The following is a 21,660-nucleotide window of genomic DNA, read 5'->3' as shown; positions in this document are numbered from 1 at the left end:
ACCGCAGCAACGGATATGTACACCTTCAAAAATCCACACCGCCTGAAAATCGACGTCCTTGATCTCACACTTTGTTACCCCATACCCCAGCCGGGTGTAAAAAACTGCTTTGGTAACAGCCTCGCAGGCGGCCTCCCGCCCTGCACTCACTTGCCTGAAAAGCCCATCCCAGAGCGCTGTACGCGCTTTCTCAAACGCCCACTGCGCGAATTGGCCGGGTGATTGCATATGCTTGTCTGTACAAGTATCTGCGTGTGCATAAGACATCTTGCCAAACAGTCAATATGCTTTTGCGTCACAAGCGCTTCCGATGGTCCCTGGGAATAAAATAATGAAAAAAGCATTTCTCACCCTTTCTGCATTAGCTTTGTGTGTGGCTGCCGGTTCTGCGCTGGCCAAGGAGTACAAAGAGTTGCGCTTTGGCGTCGACCCCTCTTATGCGCCATTCGAATCCAAGGCCGCCGATGGCAGCCTGGTGGGCTTCGATATCGACCTGGGTAACGCGATCTGCGCAGAGCTGAAGGTCAAGTGCAAGTGGGTCGAAAGCGACTTCGACGGCATGATTCCCGGCCTCAAGGCCAACAAGTTCGACGGCGTGATCTCTTCCATGACCGCCACGCCAGCGCGCGAGAAAGTTATCGATTTCTCAAACGAGTTGTTCTCTGGCCCGACCGCGCTGGTATTCAAGAAAGGCGTGGCCATCGGCACCGATCAGGCCTCCCTCAAGGGCAAGAAAGTCGGCTACGAGCAAGGCACCATCCAGGAAGCCTACGCCAAGGCCGTGCTGGACAAGGCCGGGGTAGAGACCCAAGCCTACGCCAACCAGGACCAGGTGTACGCTGACCTGATCTCCGGACGCCTCGATGCCTCAATCCAGGACATGCTGCAAGCCGAACTGGGCTTCCTGAAGTCGCCGCCAGGCGCCGACTTCCAAGTCAGCGCGCCGATCGAAAGCCCCCTGCTGCCAGCCAAAACCGCCGTGGGTCTCAGCAAAGGCAACGCCGAACTCCAGGCATTGCTGAACAAAGGTATCCAGGCACTGCACGACAATGGCACCTATGCGGCCGTCCAGCAGAAGCACTTTGGCGATCTGAATCTCTACAGCGGCAAATAATGACCCTGCGCCCATTCTCGGATGGGCACTTTTCTGATTGACGTAGGGCTGCTCAATGCTAGAAAACCTATTGCAGATTCTTGGGCTGTCAGGCTTCAGCCTCAAGGGCTTCGGCCCGCTGTTGCTACAAGGCTCCTGGATGACTGTCAAATTATCCTTTCTGTGCTTGTTGGTAAGCGTTGGCCTGGGCCTGATCGGCGCCAGCGCCAAGCTTTCGAAATCAGCGCTGCTGCGCGTCCCTGCGCAGGCCTACACCACGCTGATCCGCGGGGTGCCGGACCTGGTGCTGATGCTGCTGATCTTCTATAGCCTGCAAACCTGGCTGACCTCGTTTACCGATTTCATGGAATGGGAATACATCGAAATCAATCCCTTTAGCGCCGGGGTCATTACCCTGGGATTCATCTACGGGGCTTATTTCACCGAAACCTTCCGTGGCGCCATCCTTGCCGTACCGCGAGGGCAGATGGAAGCGGCTACCGCCTACGGCCTGACCCGCGCTCAGCGCTTTCGCCTGGTGGTGTTCCCGCAAATGATGCGTTTTGCCCTGCCGGGGATCAGTAACAACTGGATGGTGATCCTCAAGGCCACGGCGCTGGTGTCAATCATTGGCCTGGCCGACCTGGTCAAGGTGGCCCAGGATGCGGGCAAGAGCTCCTATCAGCTGTTCTTCTTCCTGATTCTGGCCGCCTTGATCTATCTGGTGATAACCACCGTTTCGAACTACGTCTTGCGCCGGATGGAAATCTTCTACGCCGCAGGTACCCGGGAGGCCGTGCGATGATCGAACTTCTACAGGAGTACTGGAAACCTTTCCTGTTCCAGGACGGCAATCACATCACCGGGCTGGCCATGACCCTCTGGCTGCTGAGCGCCTCGATCTTCTTCGGCTTCGTGATGTCGATCCCGCTGTCGATTGCCCGGGTCTCGGACAATGTCTGGGTGCGCTGGCCGGTGCAGTTCTACACTTATCTGTTTCGGGGTACTCCACTCTATATTCAGCTGCTGATCTGTTACACCGGCATTTACAGCCTGGCCGCGGTGCGTGCTCAGCCCGTGCTGGATGCGTTCTTTCGCGATGCGATGAACTGCACCATCCTGGCCTTCGCCCTGAACACCTGCGCCTACACCACGGAGATCTTCGCCGGGGCCATTCGCAGCATGAACCACGGCGAAGTCGAAGCGGCCAAAGCCTACGGCCTGACCGGCTGGAAGCTTTACACCTACGTGATCATGCCATCCGCCCTGCGTCGTTCGCTGCCTTACTACAGCAACGAAGTGATTCTGATGCTGCACTCGACCACCGTGGCCTTCACCGCGACCATTCCGGACATTCTGAAAGTCGCGCGAGACGCCAACTCGGCGACCTTCCTGACCTTCCAGTCGTTCGGCATCGCCGCGTTGATCTACCTGGCAGTCACTTTTGCGCTGGTCGGCCTGTTCCGCCTGGCTGAACGCCGTTGGTTGTCTTTCCTCGGCCCGGCTCACTAATTCAGGATGCTTGTTCATGTACAAACTGACCGTTGAAAACCTGCACAAAAGTTATGGCAACCATGAAGTCCTCAAGGGCGTTTCGCTAAACGCCAGGACCGGCGATGTGATCAGCCTGATTGGCGCCAGTGGTTCGGGCAAGAGCACCTTTCTGCGTTGCATCAACTTCCTGGAAACGCCCAACGACGGCGCCATGAGCCTGGACAACCAGCCGATTCAAATGGTCCATGACCGCCACGGCATGCGCGTGGCCGACGCCAATGAACTGCAACGCATCCGCACTCGCCTGGCGATGGTGTTCCAGCACTTCAACCTGTGGAGCCACATGACCGTGCTTGAGAACATCACCATGGCCCCACGCCGGGTGCTGGGCGTCAGCAAGAAGGACGCAGAGGATCGCGCCCGGCGCTACCTGGACAAGGTCGGTTTACCGGCACGGGTGGCCGATCAATACCCGGCGTTTCTCTCGGGTGGTCAGCAGCAACGCGTCGCCATTGCCCGTGCCCTGAGCATGGAACCGGAGATCATGCTGTTCGACGAGCCGACTTCAGCCCTGGACCCTGAACTGGTGGGAGAAGTACTCAAAGTGATCCAGGGGCTGGCCGAAGAAGGCCGCACCATGATCATGGTGACTCACGAAATGAGCTTTGCGCGCAAAGTGTCGAATCAGGTGCTGTTCCTGCATCAGGGGCAGGTCGAAGAACAGGGTGCGCCCGAGGACGTATTGGGTAACCCCAAGAGTGAGCGTCTGCGGCAGTTCCTCAGCGGCAACCTGAAGTGACCAGAGCGCCTTCGAGCAACCGCAGGGTCGCTCGAAGGCGCTGGTTCAACCCTCAACACGGAGGGCTGATGGTCCTCAATGACTCTTTACATCTCTACCTGCGTGCCCAACTCGATCACCCGATTCAACGGCAATTTGAAGTACTTCAGATTGCTGTTGGCATTCTTCAGCAAAAACGCGAACAGGCTTTCTCGCCAACGGGCCATGCCGATGCGCTTGGTCGGGATCACCGTTTCACGGCTCAGGAAATAGGTGGTGCGCATCGGGCTGAAGTCCAGCTCGGCCAAGTGGCAGAGACTCAACGCCAAGGGGACGTCGGGCTCCTCGATAAAGCCGAAGTGCAGGCTGACCCGGAAGAATCCTTCGCCATAGGCTTCAACCTCAAACCGTCGATCAGCGCTCACACGAGGGCTGTCTTCAGACACCACGGTGAGCAACACCACTTGCTCATGCAAAACCTGGTTATGCAGCAGGTTGTGCAGCAGCGCATGCGGAACGGCATCGGACCTGGCCGTCAGAAACACCGCCGTACCTTGTACCCGATGAGGAGGCTGCGTGCGGATGCTACTGATGAACAGTGGTAGAGGCAGCGCGGTTTCGTCCAGCCGTTCAACAATGATCTTGCGGCCCCGTTTCCAGGTCGTCATCAAAATGAACAGGCCAATGCCGGCAATCACCGGGAACGCACCGCCCTGGAAGATCTTCGGTGCATTGGCCGCGAAGTACAGACTGTCTACCAGCAGAAAACCGAGCAGCATCGGAATGGCCAACCAGCGCGGGGTTTTCCATAGCAGCAGGACGACGGCCGAGGACAGGATGGTGGTGATCAGCATGGTGCCCGTCACAGCGACCCCATAAGCGGCGGCCAAAGCACTGGAAGACTCGAAACCAAGCACCAGCAGCACAACACCGACCATCAACGCCCAGTTGACCGTGCCGATGTAGATTTGCCCCTGCTCCTGGCTGGAGGTGTGCTGGATAAACATGCGAGGGACATACCCAAGCTGGATGGCCTGGTGGGTCAGGGAAAATGCGCCTGAGATCACGGCTTGAGAAGCGATGATGGTCGCCAGTGTGGAGAGTGCGACCATTGGCAGCAATGCCCAGCCCGGCGCAAGCAAATAAAATGGATTGCGCACCGCCTCAGGGTTTTCCAGGATCAAGGCACCTTGACCAAAATAATTGAGTAGAAGTCCTGGCAGTACCAAAATGAACCAAGCGCGGGCAATGGGCTTGCGACCGAAGTGCCCCATGTCGGCATACAGTGCTTCGGCGCCCGTGAGCGCGAGTACCACTGCCCCAAGGATGGCCACACCGATTCCCGGATGAGCGATAAAAAAATGCGCTCCCCAGTACGGATTGAGCGCTTGCAGTACTTCCGGTCGCTGGAAAATGCCATAGATCCCCAGTGCACCCAACACCACAAACCACAGCACCATCACCGGGCCGAACAGGATACCGATGCGAGCCGTGCCGTGTTTTTGTATCAAGAACAGCGCCACCAGCACGATCAATGACAAAGGCACCACCCAGTGCTCTATTCCATCAAACGCCAGCTGTAGTCCTTCAACCGCAGAGAGCACCGAAATAGCCGGGGTAATCATGCTGTCCCCGTAAAAAAGTGCCGCACCAAACAGACCGAGCAGCACCAGTGCCTTGCTCATGCGCGGATAAGGTAAGGCCGCGCGGCGGGCTAACGCCGTCAACGCCATGATGCCGCCTTCGCCCTGATTGTTGGCCCGCAGGATAAACAACACGTATTTGATCGAGACCACCCAGATCAACGACCAGAAGATCAACGATAGAATGCCCAGCACGCCATCGTGGTTGGCCTGGACACCGTAGTGACCGGCAAACACTTCCTTTAGCGTGTACAGGGGGCTGGTGCCGATATCTCCATACACCACTCCGACAGCAGCGATAAGCAGTCCCGCCGCTGAAGATTTGCGATGGGGTTTTTCAATGGCATGGGGCGATGTTTCGCTCACTTTCTACGTCTCGAGTATTGAGGGCCGAAAACGCATTCCGTGAGAATTCAAGGCCGGTGGACTTCAGTGAAACTGCCATCAAATTCAGATGAGTCGTAAAGACCGTCGTCCTTGCACAGCCAAGTGACCACTCGTTCTGAAGGGCCTGCGACAGACCCGCACCACCTTCTACTCCCCCGCAAGCAACATTGAACAGCCTAAGGAAATCTTGAGGGTAAAGACGAAGAAGCCGAGAGTTGCGAGGCATAAAGGCAATGTCAATTTTCCCGGCCAGTATCGTTGCGAGTAACAAAAGCCATCGTAAAAAAAGCGTAATTTTTCCGCCGCCATACCCTCCGTCCTCAGTCGGCATCTTTAGTCCTGCGTCCTCATAGCATCGTTATTCTTCCGATACTCATGGTCCCCCCCAGAGAGGCAACCTTCGACATTTTCCATGGAGAGGGCTTCGAGCAGCACCTGCTCCAGGATGGCAAAAAAACATTTGATGTGAGCCTGTTTCAATGCCTGAGGCCGGGTCACCAGATAGACTTCCATATCTGGAAGTTGGAGATCCGGGAACAACTCGATCAAGTCCTTTGCCAGAATACGGGGCAGTACGGCCACACCCATTCCTCGTCTCACCGATTCGAGCTGAACTGCGAACGCGTTCACACTGATCTGCGCGCGGTCCAGACCACCGGCCTTTGCCGCACGCATTTGCGGCAACATGTCCAGCGGGGGAAGCAAGGCAATATTGACCGCAGTGGCCGGGGTCACCCCTGGAAACCGCTTCAGATAACCTGCATCAGCGAAAACACCGTAGGCGAGCCGGCCTATTGGTCGATAAATCAGCGACGGCTCACCCAGATGAGCTGTACGTACAGCAATGTCTGCCACGCCGCGGACGATCTTGTGAAAGTCGGCTGTTACCATCAGCTCCACCGAGCAACGCGGGTGCAGAGAAGTGAAGCGACTCGCGGCCTCCAGCACACAAGACGAGAACCCCTCTCCTGCGCTGACCAGGACACTGCCAGATAACTCTGTGTGTACCCCGGATAGGCCAGCAGCGGTTTGACGCCTCAAGCCAGTTTCCGCGGCCAGGGCAACTTCCACGAGGGATTGGCCCCGTGAGGTCAACCAGCATCCTTCAACGCCCCGCTCGACGAGTGGCTCGCCCAGTGCGACCTCAAGTTGGGTCAGGCGGCGGGACACCGTAGACGCCGCGATACCCAGCAACTGGCCAGCTTGAAGAAAGCTGCCACGCCGCGAAACTGCCAACAGCAGACGAAGATCGTCCCAATTTGCTTGCAACGCCATGCGTCCTGTCCTCCCTGGTCTGCATATGTGCAAATCCATTATGCAGTAGTCGCTGTTTTTCGAGGGAGGCCTCAAGGGTATATCTACAGGCCCTCGAAACGAATGGAATGGATTGTATGACTACTGGCCCCAACGACTATGCGGAACGCGCCTCAAGAGCCTTCAATTGCCGTGATGTGGAGGCGATGCTTGCGTTGGTTTGCGAAGACTTCATCTACGTCGATGGCATGGGGGTTCAAGCCGGTCGCGAATCCATGCGCAAAAGAGAGACTGCGCTGTTCTACGCATTCCCCGATGCCCAGGTGACCTTCACCCCATTCATGGTCGCTGACGATCGTTTGGCGCTGACTGCCCTGCTGACCGGCACCTTCGCCGCCCCCCTGGTGCTGCCAGGCCGGGTGATTGCACCCCATGGACGCCATATTACCGTGCACTACGCCGCACACTTCACCTTCAAAGACGGACTGGCCATCCGTGAAGAGGTCTTCTTCGACAGTGCGGTGTTGATGCCGTTAGCCGGACAGGGTGAGGGTTGAGCCATGCGCAGCGCATTTGTTACTGGAGCAACCGGCTTGCTGGGCAACAACCTGGTGCGTGAATTGGTCGCTCGTGGCTACAGGGTCAAAGGCCTGGTCCGCTCAAGAGCCAAAGGTGAACAGCAGTTCAACAATCTGCCGGGTGTGGAGCTGGTCGTGGGTGACATGGCCGATGTCGACGCATTCGCCGCATCGCTGCAAGGCTGCGATACGGTGTTTCACACCGCGGCGTTCTTTCGCGATAACTACAAGGGTGGCAGGCACTGGAAGGAACTCGAAAAAATCAATGTCGCCGGTACGCGGGACCTGATTCACCAGGCCTACCGCGCCGGTATACGACGGTTCGTCCATACGTCTTCCATTGCCGTGCTCGACGGCGCACCTGGCGCGTCCATCGATGAGACATGTCTGCGGGCCGACGCCGACGCGGATGACTACTACCGCAGCAAGATCCTCGCCGACCGTGTCGTCTTGTCGTTCCTGCAAGCACATCCCGAGATGCATGCCTGCATGGTCCTGCCCGGTTGGATGTGGGGCCCTGCCGACATTGGCCCGACCTCTTCGGGACAGTTGGTCAACGATGTCGTGAACGGCAAGTTGCCCGGGCTGATCCCTGGCAGCTTCTCCGTTGTCGATGCCCGTGATGTGGCATCGGCGCTGATTGCCGCAGCCGAACATGGCCGACGAGGTGAGCGCTATCTCGCGGCGGGCCGACATATGACGATGGGTCAGCTGGTCCCGGTTCTAGGACGTATAGCGGGCGTCAAGACGCCCGTTCGACAACTACCGCTGCCGTTTCTATACACCCTGGCGGCTGTGCAGGAGATCTATGCACGCCTTACCGGCAAGCCCATTCTGCTGAGCATGGCCACGTTGCGCCTGTTGGTACGAGAGAAGGACCGCACCTGCTTCAACCATCGCAAGAGTGAACAGGAGCTTGGCCTGAGTTTCCGGGCGCTAGAGCTGACAATCACTGACACCGTGGCGTGGTACCGTGATCACGACTGGTTTGAAAACCACGGTGCTGGCACACGAGGCGTACCTTGAGTTCCCGAGACCGCACTTACTGGTCATTTACCACGCACCAGAACAAGGACGTAAATTTGTGAACAGGGAAATAATCCTGATGCGTCACGGCCAGCCAAAACTGGCCGCTACCGACAAAATCTCAGCGATCGAGATGAAAGAATGGATCGAGCAATACAACCGATCCGAAATTACCCACCACCCGATCCCGCCTGCCAGTATGCAACTCGCCGCAACCGCCACGGTGATTGTTTCAAGCAGCGCGCCTCGTGCGCTGACCTCTCTCCAGGCGCTCGGCCTGAAGCCTGCACTGGTCGACGCACTTTTCTGCGAAGCACAACTACCTTGTGGTCATTGGAAGCTGCCACGGTTATCGCCGTTTACCTGGGCATTTATCCTTCGAGTCTTATGGCTGTGCGGTTACTCACGCAACGTCGAATCCGCCAGCACTGCGAGGATCCGCGCCAGCACGGCAGCCAAACGATTACAGTCCCTTGCCGGTGATGGACCGGTTCTGCTGCTCGGTCATGGTTTTATGAATCGAATGATCGCCAATCAACTGGTCGCTGACGGTTGGGCTCGGCAAAAACGTAACGACAGCCAGTATTGGAGTGCGACCGTGTATCAGTACGACGGTATGTAAGAGGCGCCACCTGTACAGTTCGATGCCCGGCATCCACACATCGACTGCCGCACAGGCCATGGCCAGATCGTTGTTGGCGCCCGTGGTTTTCAACATGTCCCAGACCACTGTGGTAACGGTGTCGAATACCGGTTCAGTTAATCATCACCTCGTCCAGTGCCTGCGCGAGGGTGCTGACCGTGCGCTCGATATTGTGCAGCTTTTCGAGTCCGAACAGACCGATGCGGAAGGTCTGGAAGTCGGCCGGCTCGTCGCATTGCAACGGCACTCCGGCGGCGATCTGGAGGCCGTGCTCGGCAAATTTCTTGCCGCTCTTGATGTCGGCATCATCGGTGTAGCTCACCACTACGCCAGGGGCCTGAAAGCCGGCTGCGGCCACGCTTTTGATGCCTCTGCCGCTCAACATTGCGCGCACCCGATCACCCAGGACCTGTTGTTCGCCGCGGACCTTTTCGAAACCGTAGGCTTGCGTCTCTTTCATCACCTCGTTAAACCGCGCGAGGGAATCGCTGGGCATGGTCGCATGGTAGGCATGCCCGCCCTGTTCGTAGGCCTGCATGATCTGAAGCCACTTTTTCAGGTCGCAGGCGAAGCTGCTGCTTTGCGTCTGCTCGATGCGCTCAAGGGCCAAAGAACCGAGCATCACCAGGGCGCAGCAAGGGGAGGCGCTCCAGCCTTTCTGCGGCGCGCTGATCAGCAGGTCGACTGCGCATTTGCGCATATCAACCCAAAGCGTGCCGGAAGCGATGCAGTCCAGCACGAACAGGCCACCCACCGCATGCACGGCGTCGCCGACGGCCCGCAGGTAGTCGTCGGGCAGGATAATCCCTGATGAGGTTTCAACGTGGGGGGCGAAGACAATCTGCGGCCTCGAAGCCGCAATGGCTGCCAGCACTTCGTCCAGAGGGGGTGGGGCGTAGGCCGCCTGGCGACCGGTGTCGACCGGTCGGGCTTTCAGCACCGTAGTAGCCGCCGGGATGTTGCCCATCTCAAGGATCTGGCTCCAGCGATAACTGAACCAGCCGTTGCGTATCACCAGACACTGCTGGTCGGTGGCAAACTGTCGCGCCACCGCTTCCATGCCGAATGTGCCACTGCCCGGGACCACCGCGACAGCCTGGGCGTTGTAGACCTGTTTCAGGGTCCTGGAAATGTTCTTCATCACGCCTTGAAATGACTGCGACATGTGGTTGAGCGAGCGGTCGGTGTAGACCACTGAGTACTCGACCAGCCCCTCGGGATCGATACTGGGATATAGCTTTGACATAGGGTGACTCCTTTGGCAGAGATCTCAGTGGTATCGACCCTGCCCTAAGCCTTGGCAAATGACAAGATTGCTCGGGATTGAATGGCGACTTCTGTCGAGCAGCGCATCATTTTTTTGATCCGGCGTGATCACCACGCAATCAAGTTCGTTCAAGCCAGGCACGGGCGATTTCTTCGCGCGTAGCAAACCAGACATCGCTGTACTGCCTGGCATACTCGATGAATTGCTTGATCGCCCTTACTTTCCCGGGACGGCCCACCATGCGTGGATGCAGCCCGATCGACATCATGCGGGGTCGCTAGCGCCATATCGGCAATACCAGCCCACGGGACGTTTGCCACAGGTACGTTCGAAAAATTCGATTGCCAGGCGCATGTGCTCTCTCGAACCATTGCCTATGCGGAATTTGTGCCGGTTTAGAGGGGGTCAGTCTTGCTTCAGCTCGTGGGTCAATTCGGCGCGAGCATCAACGCTGGCCATTACCTCGCCGATTTCTATAGCCCGATTGGGCGTCCGTCGGAACGGCGGGCGTCGATTCAAGGCTAGATCCAGGATAACCGTGGGAGTAAATGTGGGGGGTAATTTTGCAGGCATGAAAAAGCCCAACCTTTTCAGATTGGGCTAAGTCATTGAATTATATGGTCGGGACGGAGTGATTCGAACACTCGACCCCTAGCACCCCATGCTAGTGCGCTACCGGACTGCGCTACGCCCCGACTAGGCGTGAAACTCGTCCCTCTCCTCGAGGAACGCTCAAGAATATATCGCAAGCTTTTGAAAACTGGAAGTATTTAAAAGCGAGAATTTATTTCTTGAGCACCACCAGAACATCTTCGAGCTCGGCGATCATCTGGCGGATCATTTGCTTGTATTGGGTGGTGTCGTCTTTGGCTTCATCACCGGACAAACGCAAGCGCGCTCCGCCGATGGTGAACCCCTGATCGTAAAGAAGCGCGCGGATCTGCCGGATCATCAGCACGTCCTGGCGCTGATAATACCGGCGGTTTCCGCGGCGTTTGACAGGGTTGAGTTGAGGAAACTCCTGCTCCCAGTAGCGCAGCACGTGCGGTTTGACCGCACACAGCTCGCTGACTTCACCAATGGTGAAGTAGCGTTTGCCCGGGATGACGGGGAGCTCGTCGTTATGACTTGGTTCCAGCATAAGCCTCAACTCGGGCCTTCAACTTCTGCCCTGGACGAAAGGTGACCACACGGCGAGCCGTGATCGGGATTTCTTCCCCCGTTTTCGGATTGCGGCCAGGCCGCTGGCGTTTGTCCCGAAGGTCGAAATTGCCGAAACCGGACAATTTGACTTGTTCGTTGTCTTCAAGAGCGTGCCTGATTTCTTCAAAAAACAGTTCGACCAATTCCTTGGCCTCCCGTTTGTTCAGGCCCAGCTCTTCATACAGACGTTCCGCCATCTCAGCTTTCGTCAGAGCCCCCATACGTCACTTCCTTAACGTGGCGTTCAACCTTTGTTCGAGCGAGGTGAGGATGTTTTGCGTTGCGGTATTCACCTCATCGTCATTAAGAGTGCGCGATGGATGCTGCCAGGTCAAGCCGACTGCAAGGCTTTTTCTATCAGGATCAATGCCTTTACCCTGATACACGTCAAATAGCCTGAGGTCTGTCAGCCATTCGCCTGCATTTTCACGGATTACGTCCAGTACAGCCGTGGCTGCAACGTCTTTGTGCGCAATCAGTGCAAGGTCACGACGCACTTCAGGAAAGCGCGATAACTCGTGGAATTTAGGCATTTTGCCCGACGCCACTTCCGCCAGAACCAGCTCGAAGACGAAGACTGGACGGTCGAGACCGAGGGTTTTCGACAATTCAGGGTGGATCGCGCCAATGAAGCCGACCAGACGACCGTCACGCTCGATGCGCGCGGTTTGACCCGGGTGCAGCGCCGGGTGCTTGCCCGGTACGAAAGTGAACGCATCCAGGGCACCGGCGAAGCCCAGCACCGCTTCCACGTCAGCCTTGACGTCGAAGAAGTCGACGGTATCGCGACCTTGCGCCCAGCCTTCCGGCAGACGACTACCGCAAACAACGCCTGCCAACATCGGCTCTTGCTTCAAACCTTCAAGCTGACCAACGAAACGCAAGCCGCTTTCGAACAGACGCACGCGATCCTGCTGACGGTTCAGGTTGTGCTGAAGCGCCTTGACCAGACCCGGCCACAGCGACGAACGCATGGCGGCCATGTCATTGGAGATCGGGTTCGCCAGCAGCAACGGCTCCACACCCGGATTAAACAGTTCGAACTGTTTCGGATCGATGAAGCTGTAGGTAATTGCTTCCTGATACCCACGGGCAACCAGCAGTCGGCGCAGTTCAGGCAGGTCGCTACGGGCTTCTGCCTTGGCTTGCGGCGCCAGACGCGCTTGCGGGTAACGAACCGGCAAACGGTTGTAGCCGTACAGGCGTGCCAGTTCTTCAATCAGGTCGACTTCCAGGCTGATATCGAAGCGATGGCTTGGCACTTCTACACGCCACTGCCCTGCCCCGTCGGCAGTAATGGTCAGGCCCAAGGCATTGAGCAGACGCTCCACTTCAGCCGAGTCCATTTCCATACCCAGCATCTGGGCAATGCGCTGGGCACGCAGGGTGATCGGAGCAATTTTCGGCAGGTGCTGTTCGCTGACGGTCTCGATGATCGGACCCGCTTCACCACCGGTGATATCGAGCAGCAAGCCGGTCGCGCGCTCCATGGCTTCGCGGGCCAGCTGCCAGTCAACGCCGCGCTCATAGCGATGGGATGCGTCAGTGTGCAGGCCATAGGAACGGGCCTTGCCTGCTACGGCGATCTGGTCGAAGAAAGCGCTTTCCAGGAACACATCGCGGGTGGTCGCGGAGACACCGCTGTGCTCGCCACCCATGACACCGGCGATTGCCAGTGCGCGGGAGTGGTCGGCAATCACCAGCGTATCGCTACGCAGGCTGACTTCCTGACCGTCGAGCAGTACCAGCTTCTCGCCCTCTTCGGCCATGCGCACACGGATGCCACCGTTGATTTCGGCGAGATCGAAAGCGTGCAGCGGCTGACCCAGTTCCAGCATCACGTAGTTGGTAATGTCGACGGCAGCGTCGATGCTGCGCACATCTGCACGACGCAGGCGCTCAACCATCCACAGCGGCGTAGGCCTGGACAGGTCGACATTACGAATCACACGACCGAGGTAGCGCGGGCACGCGGCGGGCGCCAGCACTTCTACCGAACGCACTTCATCGTGGGCGGCCGGAACCGAAGCCACCACCGGACGAACCACCGCAGCGGCGTACAGTGCGCCCACTTCACGGGCCAGACCGGCCAGGGACAGGCAGTCGCCACGGTTCGGGGTCAGGTCGACCTCGATGCTGGCGTCTTCCAGGTCCAGATAAACGCGGAAATCCTCGCCCACCGGCGCATCGGCCGGCAGCTCCATCAAGCCGTCATTGCCTTCACCGACCTGCAGCTCGGATTGCGAGCACAGCATGCCGTTGGACTCAACGCCACGCAGCTTGGCCTTCTTGATCTTGAAGTCGCCCGGTAGCTCGGCGCCGATCATGGCGAAAGGAATCTTCAGGCCCGGGCGCACATTTGGCGCACCGCAAACAACCTGGAAGGTTTCCGAACCGTTGCTGACCTGGCACACACGCAGCTTGTCGGCGTCCGGGTGCTGCTCGGTGCTCAGCACCTCGCCAACGACCACGCCACTGAAAACACCGGCGGCCGGCGTAACGCTATCGACCTCAAGACCGGCCATCGACAGACGAGCAACCAGCTCGTCGCGACTTACCTGCGGGCTAACCCAGCCACGCAGCCATTGTTCACTGAATTTCATCCTGCTCTCCTAAGAATTCGTTACGACTAGCGAAATTGCGCGAGGAACCGCAAGTCGTTGTCGAAGAACAGACGCAAGTCGTTCACGCCGTAACGCAGCATGGCCAGACGCTCAACGCCCATGCCGAAGGCAAAGCCCGAGAACTCTTCCGGGTCGATCCCGGACATGCGCAGCACGTTCGGGTGAACCATGCCGCAGCCCATCACTTCCAGCCAGCCGGTCTGCTTGCAGACGCGGCAGCCTTTACCGCTGCACATCACGCATTCCATGTCGACTTCAGCGGATGGCTCGGTGAACGGGAAGTACGAAGGACGGAAACGTACCGCCAGTTCCTTTTCGAAGAACACCCGCAGGAACTCTTCGATGGTGCCTTTGAGGTCGGCGAAATTGATGTCGCGATCGATCAGCAGGCCTTCGACCTGGTGGAACATCGGCGAGTGGGTGATATCGGAGTCGCTGCGGTATACACGGCCTGGGCAGACGATGCGGATCGGCGGCTGTTTCGACTCCATGGTGCGGACCTGTACCGGCGAGGTATGGGTGCGCAACAACATGTTCGCATTGAAATAGAAGGTGTCATGCATCGACCGGGCCGGGTGGTGGCCTGGGATGTTGAGCGCTTCGAAGTTGTGATAGTCGTCTTCGACCTCAGGGCCTTCGGCGATGCCGTAGCCAATACGGGTGAAGAACTGTTCGACGCGTTCCAGAGTGCGGGTAACCGGATGCAGACCACCGGAGGTCTGACCACGGCCAGGCAGGGTCACGTCAATGGACTCGGCAGAGAGTTTGGCAGCCAGATCGGCTTCTTCAAACAATGCCTTGCGCGCATTAAGGACCTCTGTGACACGCTCCTTGGCAACGTTGATCAGCGCACCGACCTGCGGGCGCTCTTCTGCCGGCAAATTCCCCAGGGTCTTCATCACCTGAGTCAATTCACCCTTCTTGCCAAGGTAGTGAACCCGGATTTGCTCCAGGGCATTGATATCTTCAGCGCTTTGCACAGCCTCTAGAGCTTGAGAGACGAGCGCATCCAGGTTTTCCATGTACAGACTCCAGATACAAAATAGGGGAAGAGCTTGAAGGCTCTTCCCCTATTTATGACGTTTAACACCTGGCCCCACAGATGCGAGGCCGGGTGACTGTCGGGGGTACTTAAGCCAAGGTGGCTTTAGCTTTCTCGACAATCGCAGCAAACGCCGCTTTTTCGTTCACTGCCAGATCAGCCAGAACCTTACGGTCGATCTCGATGGACGCTTTTTTCAGGCCGGCGATGAAACGGCTGTAGGACAGACCGTTGATACGAGCACCAGCGTTGATACGAGCGATCCACAGAGCGCGGAACTGACGTTTTTTCTGACGACGGTCACGGTAGGCGTATTGGCCTGCCTTGATTACCGCTTGCTTGGCAACACGGAATACGCGGGAGCGTGCGCCGTAGTAGCCTTTAGCAAGTTTCAGAATTTTTTTGTGACGCTTACGGGCAATGACGCCACGCTTTACACGAGCCATGAGTTACTTCCTCTATTCTTGACTAAAATTAACGAAGGCGCAGCATGCGCTCGACTTTTGCCACGTCAGACGGATGCAGCAAGCTGCTACCGCGCAGTTGACGCTTACGCTTGGTCGACATTTTGGTCAGGATGTGGCTCTTGAAAGCGTGCTTGTGCTTGATACCGTTAGCAGTTTTCAGAAACCGCTTAGCAGCACCACTTTTGGTCTTCATTTTTGGCATGTTCGGATACTCCGCATTCAGTTGATAAACATAATCAGAAGGCCTGCCGTGCCCTGTTGATTACTTCTTCTTTTTCGGGGCGATGACCATGATCAGCTGGCGTCCTTCCATCTTAGGATGCTGTTCGACCGAACCGTACTCGAGCAAGTCACCTTCAACTCGCTTGAGGAGTTCCATCCCCAGCTCCTGGTGGGCCATCTCACGGCCGCGGAATCGCAAGGATACCTTGGCCCTGTCCCCATCACTCAGGAAACGTACCAGGTTGCGCAGTTTTACCTGGTAATCCCCTTCCTCCGTCCCTGGACGAAACTTGATTTCTTTAACCTGAATCTGCTTCTGGTTTTTCTTGGCCGCAGCAATCTGCTTCTTCTTTTCGAAGATCGACTTGCCGTAGTCCATCAGTTTGCAAACAGGGGGTACTGCATCGGCGGAAATTTCCACCAGATCCAGCTTGGCCTCTTCAGCCTTAAGAAGCGCGTCTTCAATTGACACAATCCCAAGCTGTTCACCTTCAGCCCCAATTAACCGAACCTCGCGTGCCGAGATATTCTCGTTGATCGGGGCTTTCGGTGCAGCTCGTTTATCTTGTCTCATTTCACGCTTAATAATAATTACTCCGAATCTGGGCGACCACGCCGGGAAACCGCTTGCGCGAGAAACTCAGCGAACTGGGCGACGGGCATCGAGCCCAGGTCAGCACCTTCACGAGTACGCACAGCGACAGTCTGCATCTCGACTTCCCGATCTCCGATAACCAAGAGATAAGGAACCTTGAGCAAAGTATGCTCGCGGATTTTAAAGCCGATCTTTTCATTTCTCAAGTCAGACTTGGCACGAAATCCGCTTTCGTTGAGGGTTTTTTCAACTTCAGCGGCAAAATCGGCCTGTTTATCAGTGATATTCATCACCACTGCCTGGGTCGGCGCCAGCCACGCAGGGAATGCACCCTCGTAGTGCTCGATCAGGATTCCGACGAAGCGTTCGAAGGACCCCAGGATCGCCCGGTGCAACATGACCGGGTGCTTGCGGCTGTTGTCTTCGGAGACGTATTCGGCTCCCAGACGGACAGGCAGGTTAAAATCGAGCTGCAGGGTACCACATTGCCAGACGCGACCGAGGCAATCTTTCAGCGAGAACTCGATCTTCGGACCGTAGAACGCACCCTCGCCCGGCTGCAGATCGTACGGCAGGCCCGCGCTATCAAGGGCTGCGGCCAGTGCAGCTTCGGCGCGATCCCAAAGTTCGTCGGAACCGACGCGTTTTTCCGGACGAGTGGACAGCTTCATTTCGACATCTTTAAAGCCGAAATCGGCGTAGACGTCCATGGTCAGCTTGATAAACGCAGCGGACTCGGCCTGCATCTGCTCTTCGGTGCAGAAGATGTGGGCGTCGTCCTGAGTGAACGCGCGCACGCGCATGATGCCGTGCAAGGCACCCGACGGCTCGTTGCGATGGCATGCACCAAATTCGGCCAGGCGCATCGGCAACTCGCGGTAGCTCTTCAGGCCCTGGTTGAACACCTGCACGTGGCAAGGGCAGTTCATTGGCTTGATCGCGTAGTCGCGGTTTTCCGACTGGGTGGTAAACATGTTGTCGGCGTAGTTGGCCCAGTGCCCGGATTTCTCCCACAGGCTGCGGTCAACGACTTGCGGCGTCTTGATTTCGAGGTAGCCGTTATCGCGCTGAACCTTGCGCATGTACTGCTCTAGCACCTGGTACAAAGTCCAGCCGTTCGGGTGCCAGAACACCATGCCCGGCGACTCTTCCTGGGTGTGGAACAGGCCCAGGCGCTTGCCGATCTTGCGGTGATCGCGCTTTTCGGCTTCTTCAATGCGCTGGATGTAAGCCGCCAGTTGCTTCTTGTCCGCCCATGCGGTGCCGTAGACGCGCTGCAATTGCTCGTTCTTGGCATCGCCGCGCCAGTAGGCGCCGGACAGCTTGGTCAGCTTGAAGGATTTAAGGAAGCGGGTGTTCGGCACGTGCGGACCGCGGCACATGTCGACGTATTCTTCGTGATAGTACAGGCCCATGGCCTGCTCGTTCGGCATGTCTTCGACCAGGCGCAACTTGTAGTCTTCGCCACGGGCCTTGAACACTTCGATCACTTCGGCGCGCGGAGTGACTTTCTTGATCACGTCGTAATCTTTCTCGATCAGCTGCTGCATGCGCTGTTCGATGGCCGCCAGGTCGTCCGGAGTGAAAGGACGCTCGAAGGCGATGTCGTAATAGAAACCTTCATCGATGACCGGACCGATGACCATCCTGGCGCTCGGGTACAACTGCTTGACCGCGTGGCCAACCAGGTGGGCGCAAGAGTGGCGAATGATCTCCAGCCCCTCTTCATCCTTTGGCGTGATGATTTGCAGCGACGCATCGCTGTCGATGATGTCGCTGGCGTCGACCAGCTTGCCATCGACCTTGCCGGCAACGGTGGCCTTGGCCAGGCCTGCACCAATGGATGCGGCGACCTCGGCTACGGAAACCGGGTGATCGAATGAACGTTGACTGCCGTCGGGAAGAGTAATAGTTGGCATGGCGCCTCCTCTCCTAGTGGTGACCCCTACCAAAGGTCACGTGGGTTGGGATGAGCCAGTACAAGATCCGGTCCAGGCCATTCAATGACGAACGCCTGCCTTACAGCGGCAGGAGCCTTGCGGCCAACCGGAAAACCGAACCAGAGTGACTGGGATTCAAATCAGGGTTAATCGTGCATCTGCCGCTACCGGGACTGAAGGTCCGCCGGAGCCTGCAAACGCCCGAACGAGGCATGCTAGCACAGATGAACGGTCGTCGATGCACACAGACTTTGTACGGGGGCAAATCGGGCATTTTTATGCCAGAGTGCTGAACTTGAACACCGCTTCGCCCCTCAGATAACACGTCATTGACCCACAAGGAGCATCCCAGCATGCGTCTGAACCGTTTGTTCGCCGTAGTTGCCCCCATCGTTCTGCTGCTGCCATTGGCCGCCCACGCCGATTGGCCAAAGGGTGAGCGCGAAAAATACATGGCGCAATGCGTCCCTGCAGCGGCACAAAAGATCGGTGATGCGAAGGCAAAAGCCGTCTGTGGTTGCGGCGCCGACCAGCTCAAATCCTATCCTGCCAAAGACCTTCAGGCATTGATGGACGGCAAGGCAAGTCAAGAACTGGCAAATCAGGCGATGCAGAAAATCGCCACTTGCAGGGTCGATACCGGGGCGAAGAAATAAGCGTCTGGCATTGATTTTTTCACCTGCACTGACCGAAAAAACAGACCGAATGTCACTTTGACTGAGATTTTTTGAAGGTTTTACAGCTTTTTTTTCGTCTTTTCTTTCGGCTGAAAGCCTTTTAAAACGGGGCCTCCAGCGATAGGAAGCACCAAAGACCGCTCGACAGCAAGGCAAACAGCTCGCCCGGGGGGCTCCCAAAGCGAACATTTCGACTATGATACCCGGGTGTGCCCAGTTGGCCTGAGCAGCACAGTACTACTGAAAATATATGTTTCTTGGAGATACACCATGTCTAATCGCCAAACCGGCACCGTTAAATGGTTCAACGATGAAAAAGGCTTCGGCTTCATCACTCCTCAAGGTGGCGGTGACGACCTGTTCGTACACTTCAAAGCTATCGAAAGCGACGGTTTCAAAAGCCTGAAAGAAGGCCAGACTGTTTCCTTCGTGGCTGAGAAAGGCCAAAAGGGTATGCAAGCTGCTCAAGTTCGCCCAGAGTAATTTCCAGGCGCACTAAAAAAACCCCGTCCATGTGACGGGGTTTTTTATGGCTGAAACAAAAGCCGAACGATCAGCCGCAGTTGACGCGCGTCACTACCCGGCTGGCATCGGTGTTCAGGTTCAGGCGATCGGAACGGTACTCCAGCGTCACCATATCGGTTGGCAGCAGGAACCGTGCACTTTGCGCCCCTGCGCGGGTACGCGCCTGCTCAAGCAACTGCGGCGATGCCTGTTTACCGACAGTGAACTCGGCAGCCTTTGCCTCACAGCGACTGTGACCCGTGTCAGTTGTCGCAACATCCGTTGTTGCCGACTCCGTAGAGGGAGTGCTGCAACCGGCCAGTGTGGCAACGGCCAACAAAGTACCCAATGACGCGAGCTTCCAAGGCATGAAGCCTCCTTATTCAATGATTAAGCTGAGATCGTGCGACAACCAGACTGGCGTTTGGTTTCACAGGGAGCACCCTGCCCATGATCCGGACGAGCCGCGATTCTGCCTGAGCGTCGCCCTGCCCTTAACCACTGAATCGTGACTGAATATGAACGACGCTCAATAGACGTCGATGTAGTCGTAAGGAGGATTGGGCCAGTTCTCTTTCAAGGCATTGAAGATTTGCATGACCCAGACTTCATCGCTGGCCGCGACCCGCCCGACATAACCTGAGCCCTTGGCCCAGGTTTCGAGCCGGAACAACAAGCCGTCGATATCGGTACCGCCCACGACACCCGAGGAGATGTAGGCGATGCCTCCCTTGGTGACCCGCAACTGGGTGTGCCCATCGTCACTGGCGCCGGCCAGCAACTGACGCACCGCCTCGAGGGTCAGGCCATCCGGGGAGTTCAAATCGATCTGCACAACGTGCTCCTTGAATATTCGACAAAGGCCAAGTGTCGCATAGCCCTCCTTTCATACCTAAGTCGGCGTGTCAAAAGCCCCGCAAAATGGTTAACTCGGCACTCAGACTTCCCCGACTTCACGAGCGCCATCATGACCACCGTAAGCATCGACGCTGACATCAAGGCCAAGTGGCAAGACGGCCACAGCTCCTACAGCCCAAGCAGCACGGAAGAGCTCGCCATTATCGGTATCGACCTTCTGGTCAGGGACCTTGGAACCGAAGCCGCCCAATCGTTCATCGAGCAGATTTTCGAGAAACACCTGTCGGACCAAAAGACCTGAGCGGTTAGCGCGAGGGAGTGAAACCCGCAGGCAAGCGCCTGCGGCAGATGATGCTTACTTCAGGCGGGCCAGGCGCTCGGTCAGCAGATCGAAGAAGCCCTGGGCATCGCCGCTTTCTACCCAGAAGGCATTCTTTGGCGCTTTCAAGCCGTCATACCAGTCGACGATGGTTTGTCCAAAGGTCGGTCCTTCGCGGCTGTCGACCACCACGTTGACCGAACGACCGCTGAACAATTGCGGCTTGAGCAGGTAAGCGACAACCGTGGCGTCATGCACCGGGCCGCCCGGAAGGCCATAGTGCTCCATGTCGCCCTTGATGTACTCATTGAGAATACTGCCCACCAGACGACTGGCGTTGTTGTTCAGCGCGGCAATCTGATTCAGGCGCGCTTCGCTGGTAAGGATCTTGTGGGTCACATCCAGCGGCAGGTAGGTCAGCTTCACACCACTGTTGAGCACCACTTCGGCCGCTTGCGGATCGGCGAACAGGTTGAACTCGGCCACCGGCGTGATGTTGCCGCCGTTGAAGTGCGCGCCGCCCATGACCACCACTTCCTTGATGCCCTGAACGATACCCGGCTCCTGGATCAACGCCAGGGCCAGGTTGGTCTGCGGGCCAAGCATGGCGATGGTAATGCTGTGAGGCTCGGCAGATTTAAGGGTATCGATCAGATAAGGGATGGCACTGCCCTTGGCCAGGCCTTTGCCGGGCTCATACACGGCAATGCCCGACAACCCTTCCTGGCCATGAATATCCTCGGCATAGATGGGTGTGCGCACCAGGGGTTTCGGCGCCCCCGCATAGACCGGAACCTCTTCGCGCCCCGCCCACTCGCGGGCCAGTCGAGCATTGCGCGAGGTCTTGTCCAGGCGAACGTTGCCGGCAACGGTGGTCAATGCCCGGACATTCAGCTCTTGCGGCGATGCCAGGGCGAACAACAGGGCAACGACGTCGTCAGCCCCCGGATCGGTGTCGATGATCAGGTCGATCTTTGGGGCCGCGTGGGCGTTGGTTGCGGTCTTCAAGGTCAAAAGCAGCAGGCTCCGGAGCAGTGGGTGCAGTT

General features: G+C 57.4%; 24 protein-coding genes and 1 tRNA gene. 10 read left to right on the top strand and 15 right to left on the bottom strand.

Annotated features, from left to right (window positions below; all coding sequences use genetic code 11):
• The first annotated feature begins 331 nt into the window (after window positions 1-331).
• From ACM6G4_RS24180 to ACM6G4_RS24165, 4 genes are read left to right on the top strand one after another with little or no spacing between them, the layout of a single operon-like run.
• Window positions 332-1,114: a transporter substrate-binding domain-containing protein gene (locus tag ACM6G4_RS24180; RefSeq protein ID WP_414914771.1), complete on the top strand. Its 783-nt coding sequence runs from the start codon at window positions 332-334 to the stop codon at window positions 1,112-1,114.
• 55 nt (window positions 1,115-1,169) lie between these two features.
• Window positions 1,170-1,898, top strand: a complete 729-nt coding sequence (locus ACM6G4_RS24175) for an ABC transporter permease (protein ID WP_056723196.1) — start codon at window positions 1,170-1,172, stop codon at window positions 1,896-1,898.
• Window positions 1,895-2,605 carry an ABC transporter permease gene (locus tag ACM6G4_RS24170; RefSeq protein ID WP_056723198.1) on the top strand — a complete coding sequence of 237 codons (711 nt, stop codon included), beginning with the start codon at window positions 1,895-1,897 and terminating at the stop codon, window positions 2,603-2,605. The genes ACM6G4_RS24175 and ACM6G4_RS24170 overlap by 4 nt, the downstream gene beginning before the upstream one ends.
• A gap of 16 nt (window positions 2,606-2,621) precedes the next feature.
• Window positions 2,622-3,386, top strand: a complete 765-nt coding sequence (locus ACM6G4_RS24165; RefSeq protein ID WP_056723200.1) for an ABC transporter ATP-binding protein — start codon at window positions 2,622-2,624, stop codon at window positions 3,384-3,386.
• Window positions 3,387-3,472: 86 nt separating this feature from the next.
• Here ACM6G4_RS24165 and ACM6G4_RS24160 read toward each other — a convergent pair whose 3' ends face one another.
• Both ACM6G4_RS24160 and ACM6G4_RS24155 read right to left on the bottom strand, forming a co-directional pair.
• Complete coding sequence (locus ACM6G4_RS24160) at window positions 3,473-5,374, bottom strand: potassium transporter Kup (protein ID WP_414914770.1); 1,902 nt, start codon at window positions 5,372-5,374, stop codon at window positions 3,473-3,475.
• Window positions 5,375-5,728: 354 nt separating this feature from the next.
• Window positions 5,729-6,670: a LysR family transcriptional regulator gene (locus ACM6G4_RS24155; RefSeq protein WP_414914769.1), complete on the bottom strand. Its 942-nt coding sequence runs from the start codon at window positions 6,668-6,670 to the stop codon at window positions 5,729-5,731.
• 116 nt (window positions 6,671-6,786) lie between these two features.
• Between ACM6G4_RS24155 and ACM6G4_RS24150 the strand changes: the two genes are divergently transcribed.
• The 3 genes from ACM6G4_RS24150 (at window position 6,787) to ACM6G4_RS24140 (ending at window position 8,875) form a co-directional block, all read left to right on the top strand.
• On the top strand, window positions 6,787-7,206 hold the full coding sequence (locus tag ACM6G4_RS24150) for an ester cyclase (protein ID WP_414914768.1): 420 nt from the start codon (window positions 6,787-6,789) through the stop codon (window positions 7,204-7,206).
• 3 nt (window positions 7,207-7,209) lie between these two features.
• Complete coding sequence (locus tag ACM6G4_RS24145; RefSeq protein WP_414914767.1) at window positions 7,210-8,253, top strand: SDR family oxidoreductase; 1,044 nt, start codon at window positions 7,210-7,212, stop codon at window positions 8,251-8,253.
• Between the two features lie 79 nt (window positions 8,254-8,332).
• Entirely contained in the window at window positions 8,333-8,875 is a 543-nt protein-coding gene (locus ACM6G4_RS24140) for a histidine phosphatase family protein (protein WP_414914781.1), read from the top strand.
• 133 nt (window positions 8,876-9,008) lie between these two features.
• Here ACM6G4_RS24140 and ACM6G4_RS24135 read toward each other — a convergent pair whose 3' ends face one another.
• The 10 genes from ACM6G4_RS24135 to thrS all read right to left on the bottom strand — a co-directional run bounded on the left by ACM6G4_RS24135 (window position 9,009) and on the right by thrS (window position 18,235).
• Window positions 9,009-10,142, bottom strand: a complete 1,134-nt coding sequence (locus ACM6G4_RS24135) for an aminotransferase class V-fold PLP-dependent enzyme (protein WP_056723211.1) — start codon at window positions 10,140-10,142, stop codon at window positions 9,009-9,011.
• 639 nt (window positions 10,143-10,781) lie between these two features.
• A tRNA-Pro gene (locus ACM6G4_RS24130) sits at window positions 10,782-10,858 on the bottom strand.
• An 89-nt stretch (window positions 10,859-10,947) separates the two neighbouring features.
• A complete protein-coding gene (locus tag ACM6G4_RS24125; protein ID WP_003179985.1) occupies window positions 10,948-11,304 on the bottom strand; it encodes a MerR family transcriptional regulator in 357 nt (118 codons plus the stop codon).
• Complete coding sequence (gene ihfA, locus ACM6G4_RS24120) at window positions 11,285-11,587, bottom strand: integration host factor subunit alpha (RefSeq protein WP_002553164.1); 303 nt, start codon at window positions 11,585-11,587, stop codon at window positions 11,285-11,287. The genes ACM6G4_RS24125 and ihfA overlap by 20 nt, the downstream gene beginning before the upstream one ends.
• Window positions 11,588-11,590: 3 nt before the next feature.
• Entirely contained in the window at window positions 11,591-13,969 is a 2,379-nt protein-coding gene (pheT, locus tag ACM6G4_RS24115; RefSeq protein ID WP_414914766.1) for a phenylalanine--tRNA ligase subunit beta, read from the bottom strand.
• A 26-nt stretch (window positions 13,970-13,995) separates the two neighbouring features.
• Window positions 13,996-15,012 (bottom strand): phenylalanine--tRNA ligase subunit alpha, encoded by a 1,017-nt coding sequence (gene pheS, locus ACM6G4_RS24110; RefSeq protein ID WP_007975711.1) that lies wholly within the window; start codon window positions 15,010-15,012, stop codon window positions 13,996-13,998.
• Window positions 15,013-15,121: 109 nt separating this feature from the next.
• A complete protein-coding gene (gene rplT, locus ACM6G4_RS24105) occupies window positions 15,122-15,478 on the bottom strand; it encodes a 50S ribosomal protein L20 (protein WP_007905879.1) in 357 nt (118 codons plus the stop codon).
• Window positions 15,479-15,506: 28 nt separating this feature from the next.
• A complete protein-coding gene (rpmI, locus tag ACM6G4_RS24100) occupies window positions 15,507-15,701 on the bottom strand; it encodes a 50S ribosomal protein L35 (protein WP_002553160.1) in 195 nt (64 codons plus the stop codon).
• Between the two features lie 60 nt (window positions 15,702-15,761).
• Complete coding sequence (gene infC / locus ACM6G4_RS24095; protein ID WP_172435341.1) at window positions 15,762-16,313, bottom strand: translation initiation factor IF-3; 552 nt, start codon at window positions 16,311-16,313, stop codon at window positions 15,762-15,764.
• Window positions 16,313-18,235: a threonine--tRNA ligase gene (gene thrS / locus ACM6G4_RS24090; protein WP_056722251.1), complete on the bottom strand. Its 1,923-nt coding sequence runs from the start codon at window positions 18,233-18,235 to the stop codon at window positions 16,313-16,315. Before thrS ends, infC begins: the two co-directional genes overlap by 1 nt.
• A gap of 374 nt (window positions 18,236-18,609) precedes the next feature.
• On the opposite strand from thrS, the gene ACM6G4_RS24085 reads away from it, so the two are divergent.
• Window positions 18,610-18,912 (top strand): hypothetical protein, encoded by a 303-nt coding sequence (locus tag ACM6G4_RS24085; protein WP_056722250.1) that lies wholly within the window; start codon window positions 18,610-18,612, stop codon window positions 18,910-18,912.
• Between the two features lie 291 nt (window positions 18,913-19,203).
• Complete coding sequence (locus ACM6G4_RS24080; protein WP_003179963.1) at window positions 19,204-19,416, top strand: cold-shock protein; 213 nt, start codon at window positions 19,204-19,206, stop codon at window positions 19,414-19,416.
• 70 nt (window positions 19,417-19,486) lie between these two features.
• Here the strand turns inward: ACM6G4_RS24080 and ACM6G4_RS24075 are convergent, their stop codons facing one another.
• Entirely contained in the window at window positions 19,487-19,807 is a 321-nt protein-coding gene (locus ACM6G4_RS24075) for an I78 family peptidase inhibitor (protein ID WP_414914765.1), read from the bottom strand.
• Between the two features lie 159 nt (window positions 19,808-19,966).
• Window positions 19,967-20,272: a hypothetical protein gene (locus tag ACM6G4_RS24070; RefSeq protein ID WP_414914764.1), complete on the bottom strand. Its 306-nt coding sequence runs from the start codon at window positions 20,270-20,272 to the stop codon at window positions 19,967-19,969.
• Between the two features lie 132 nt (window positions 20,273-20,404).
• On the opposite strand from ACM6G4_RS24070, the gene ACM6G4_RS24065 reads away from it, so the two are divergent.
• Window positions 20,405-20,596, top strand: a complete 192-nt coding sequence (locus ACM6G4_RS24065) for a hypothetical protein (RefSeq protein WP_046041585.1) — start codon at window positions 20,405-20,407, stop codon at window positions 20,594-20,596.
• Window positions 20,597-20,650: 54 nt separating this feature from the next.
• Here ACM6G4_RS24065 and ACM6G4_RS24060 read toward each other — a convergent pair whose 3' ends face one another.
• Entirely contained in the window at window positions 20,651-21,628 is a 978-nt protein-coding gene (locus ACM6G4_RS24060; RefSeq protein WP_414914763.1) for a nucleoside hydrolase, read from the bottom strand.
• Between the last annotated feature and the right edge of the window lie 32 nt (window positions 21,629-21,660).

It is taken from the genome of Pseudomonas sp. IT-P258 (assembly GCF_949767825.1).
GTDB lineage: Bacteria > Pseudomonadota > Gammaproteobacteria > Pseudomonadales > Pseudomonadaceae > Aquipseudomonas > Aquipseudomonas monachiensis.
This window is presented reverse-complemented; position numbering and strand designations above follow the sequence as displayed.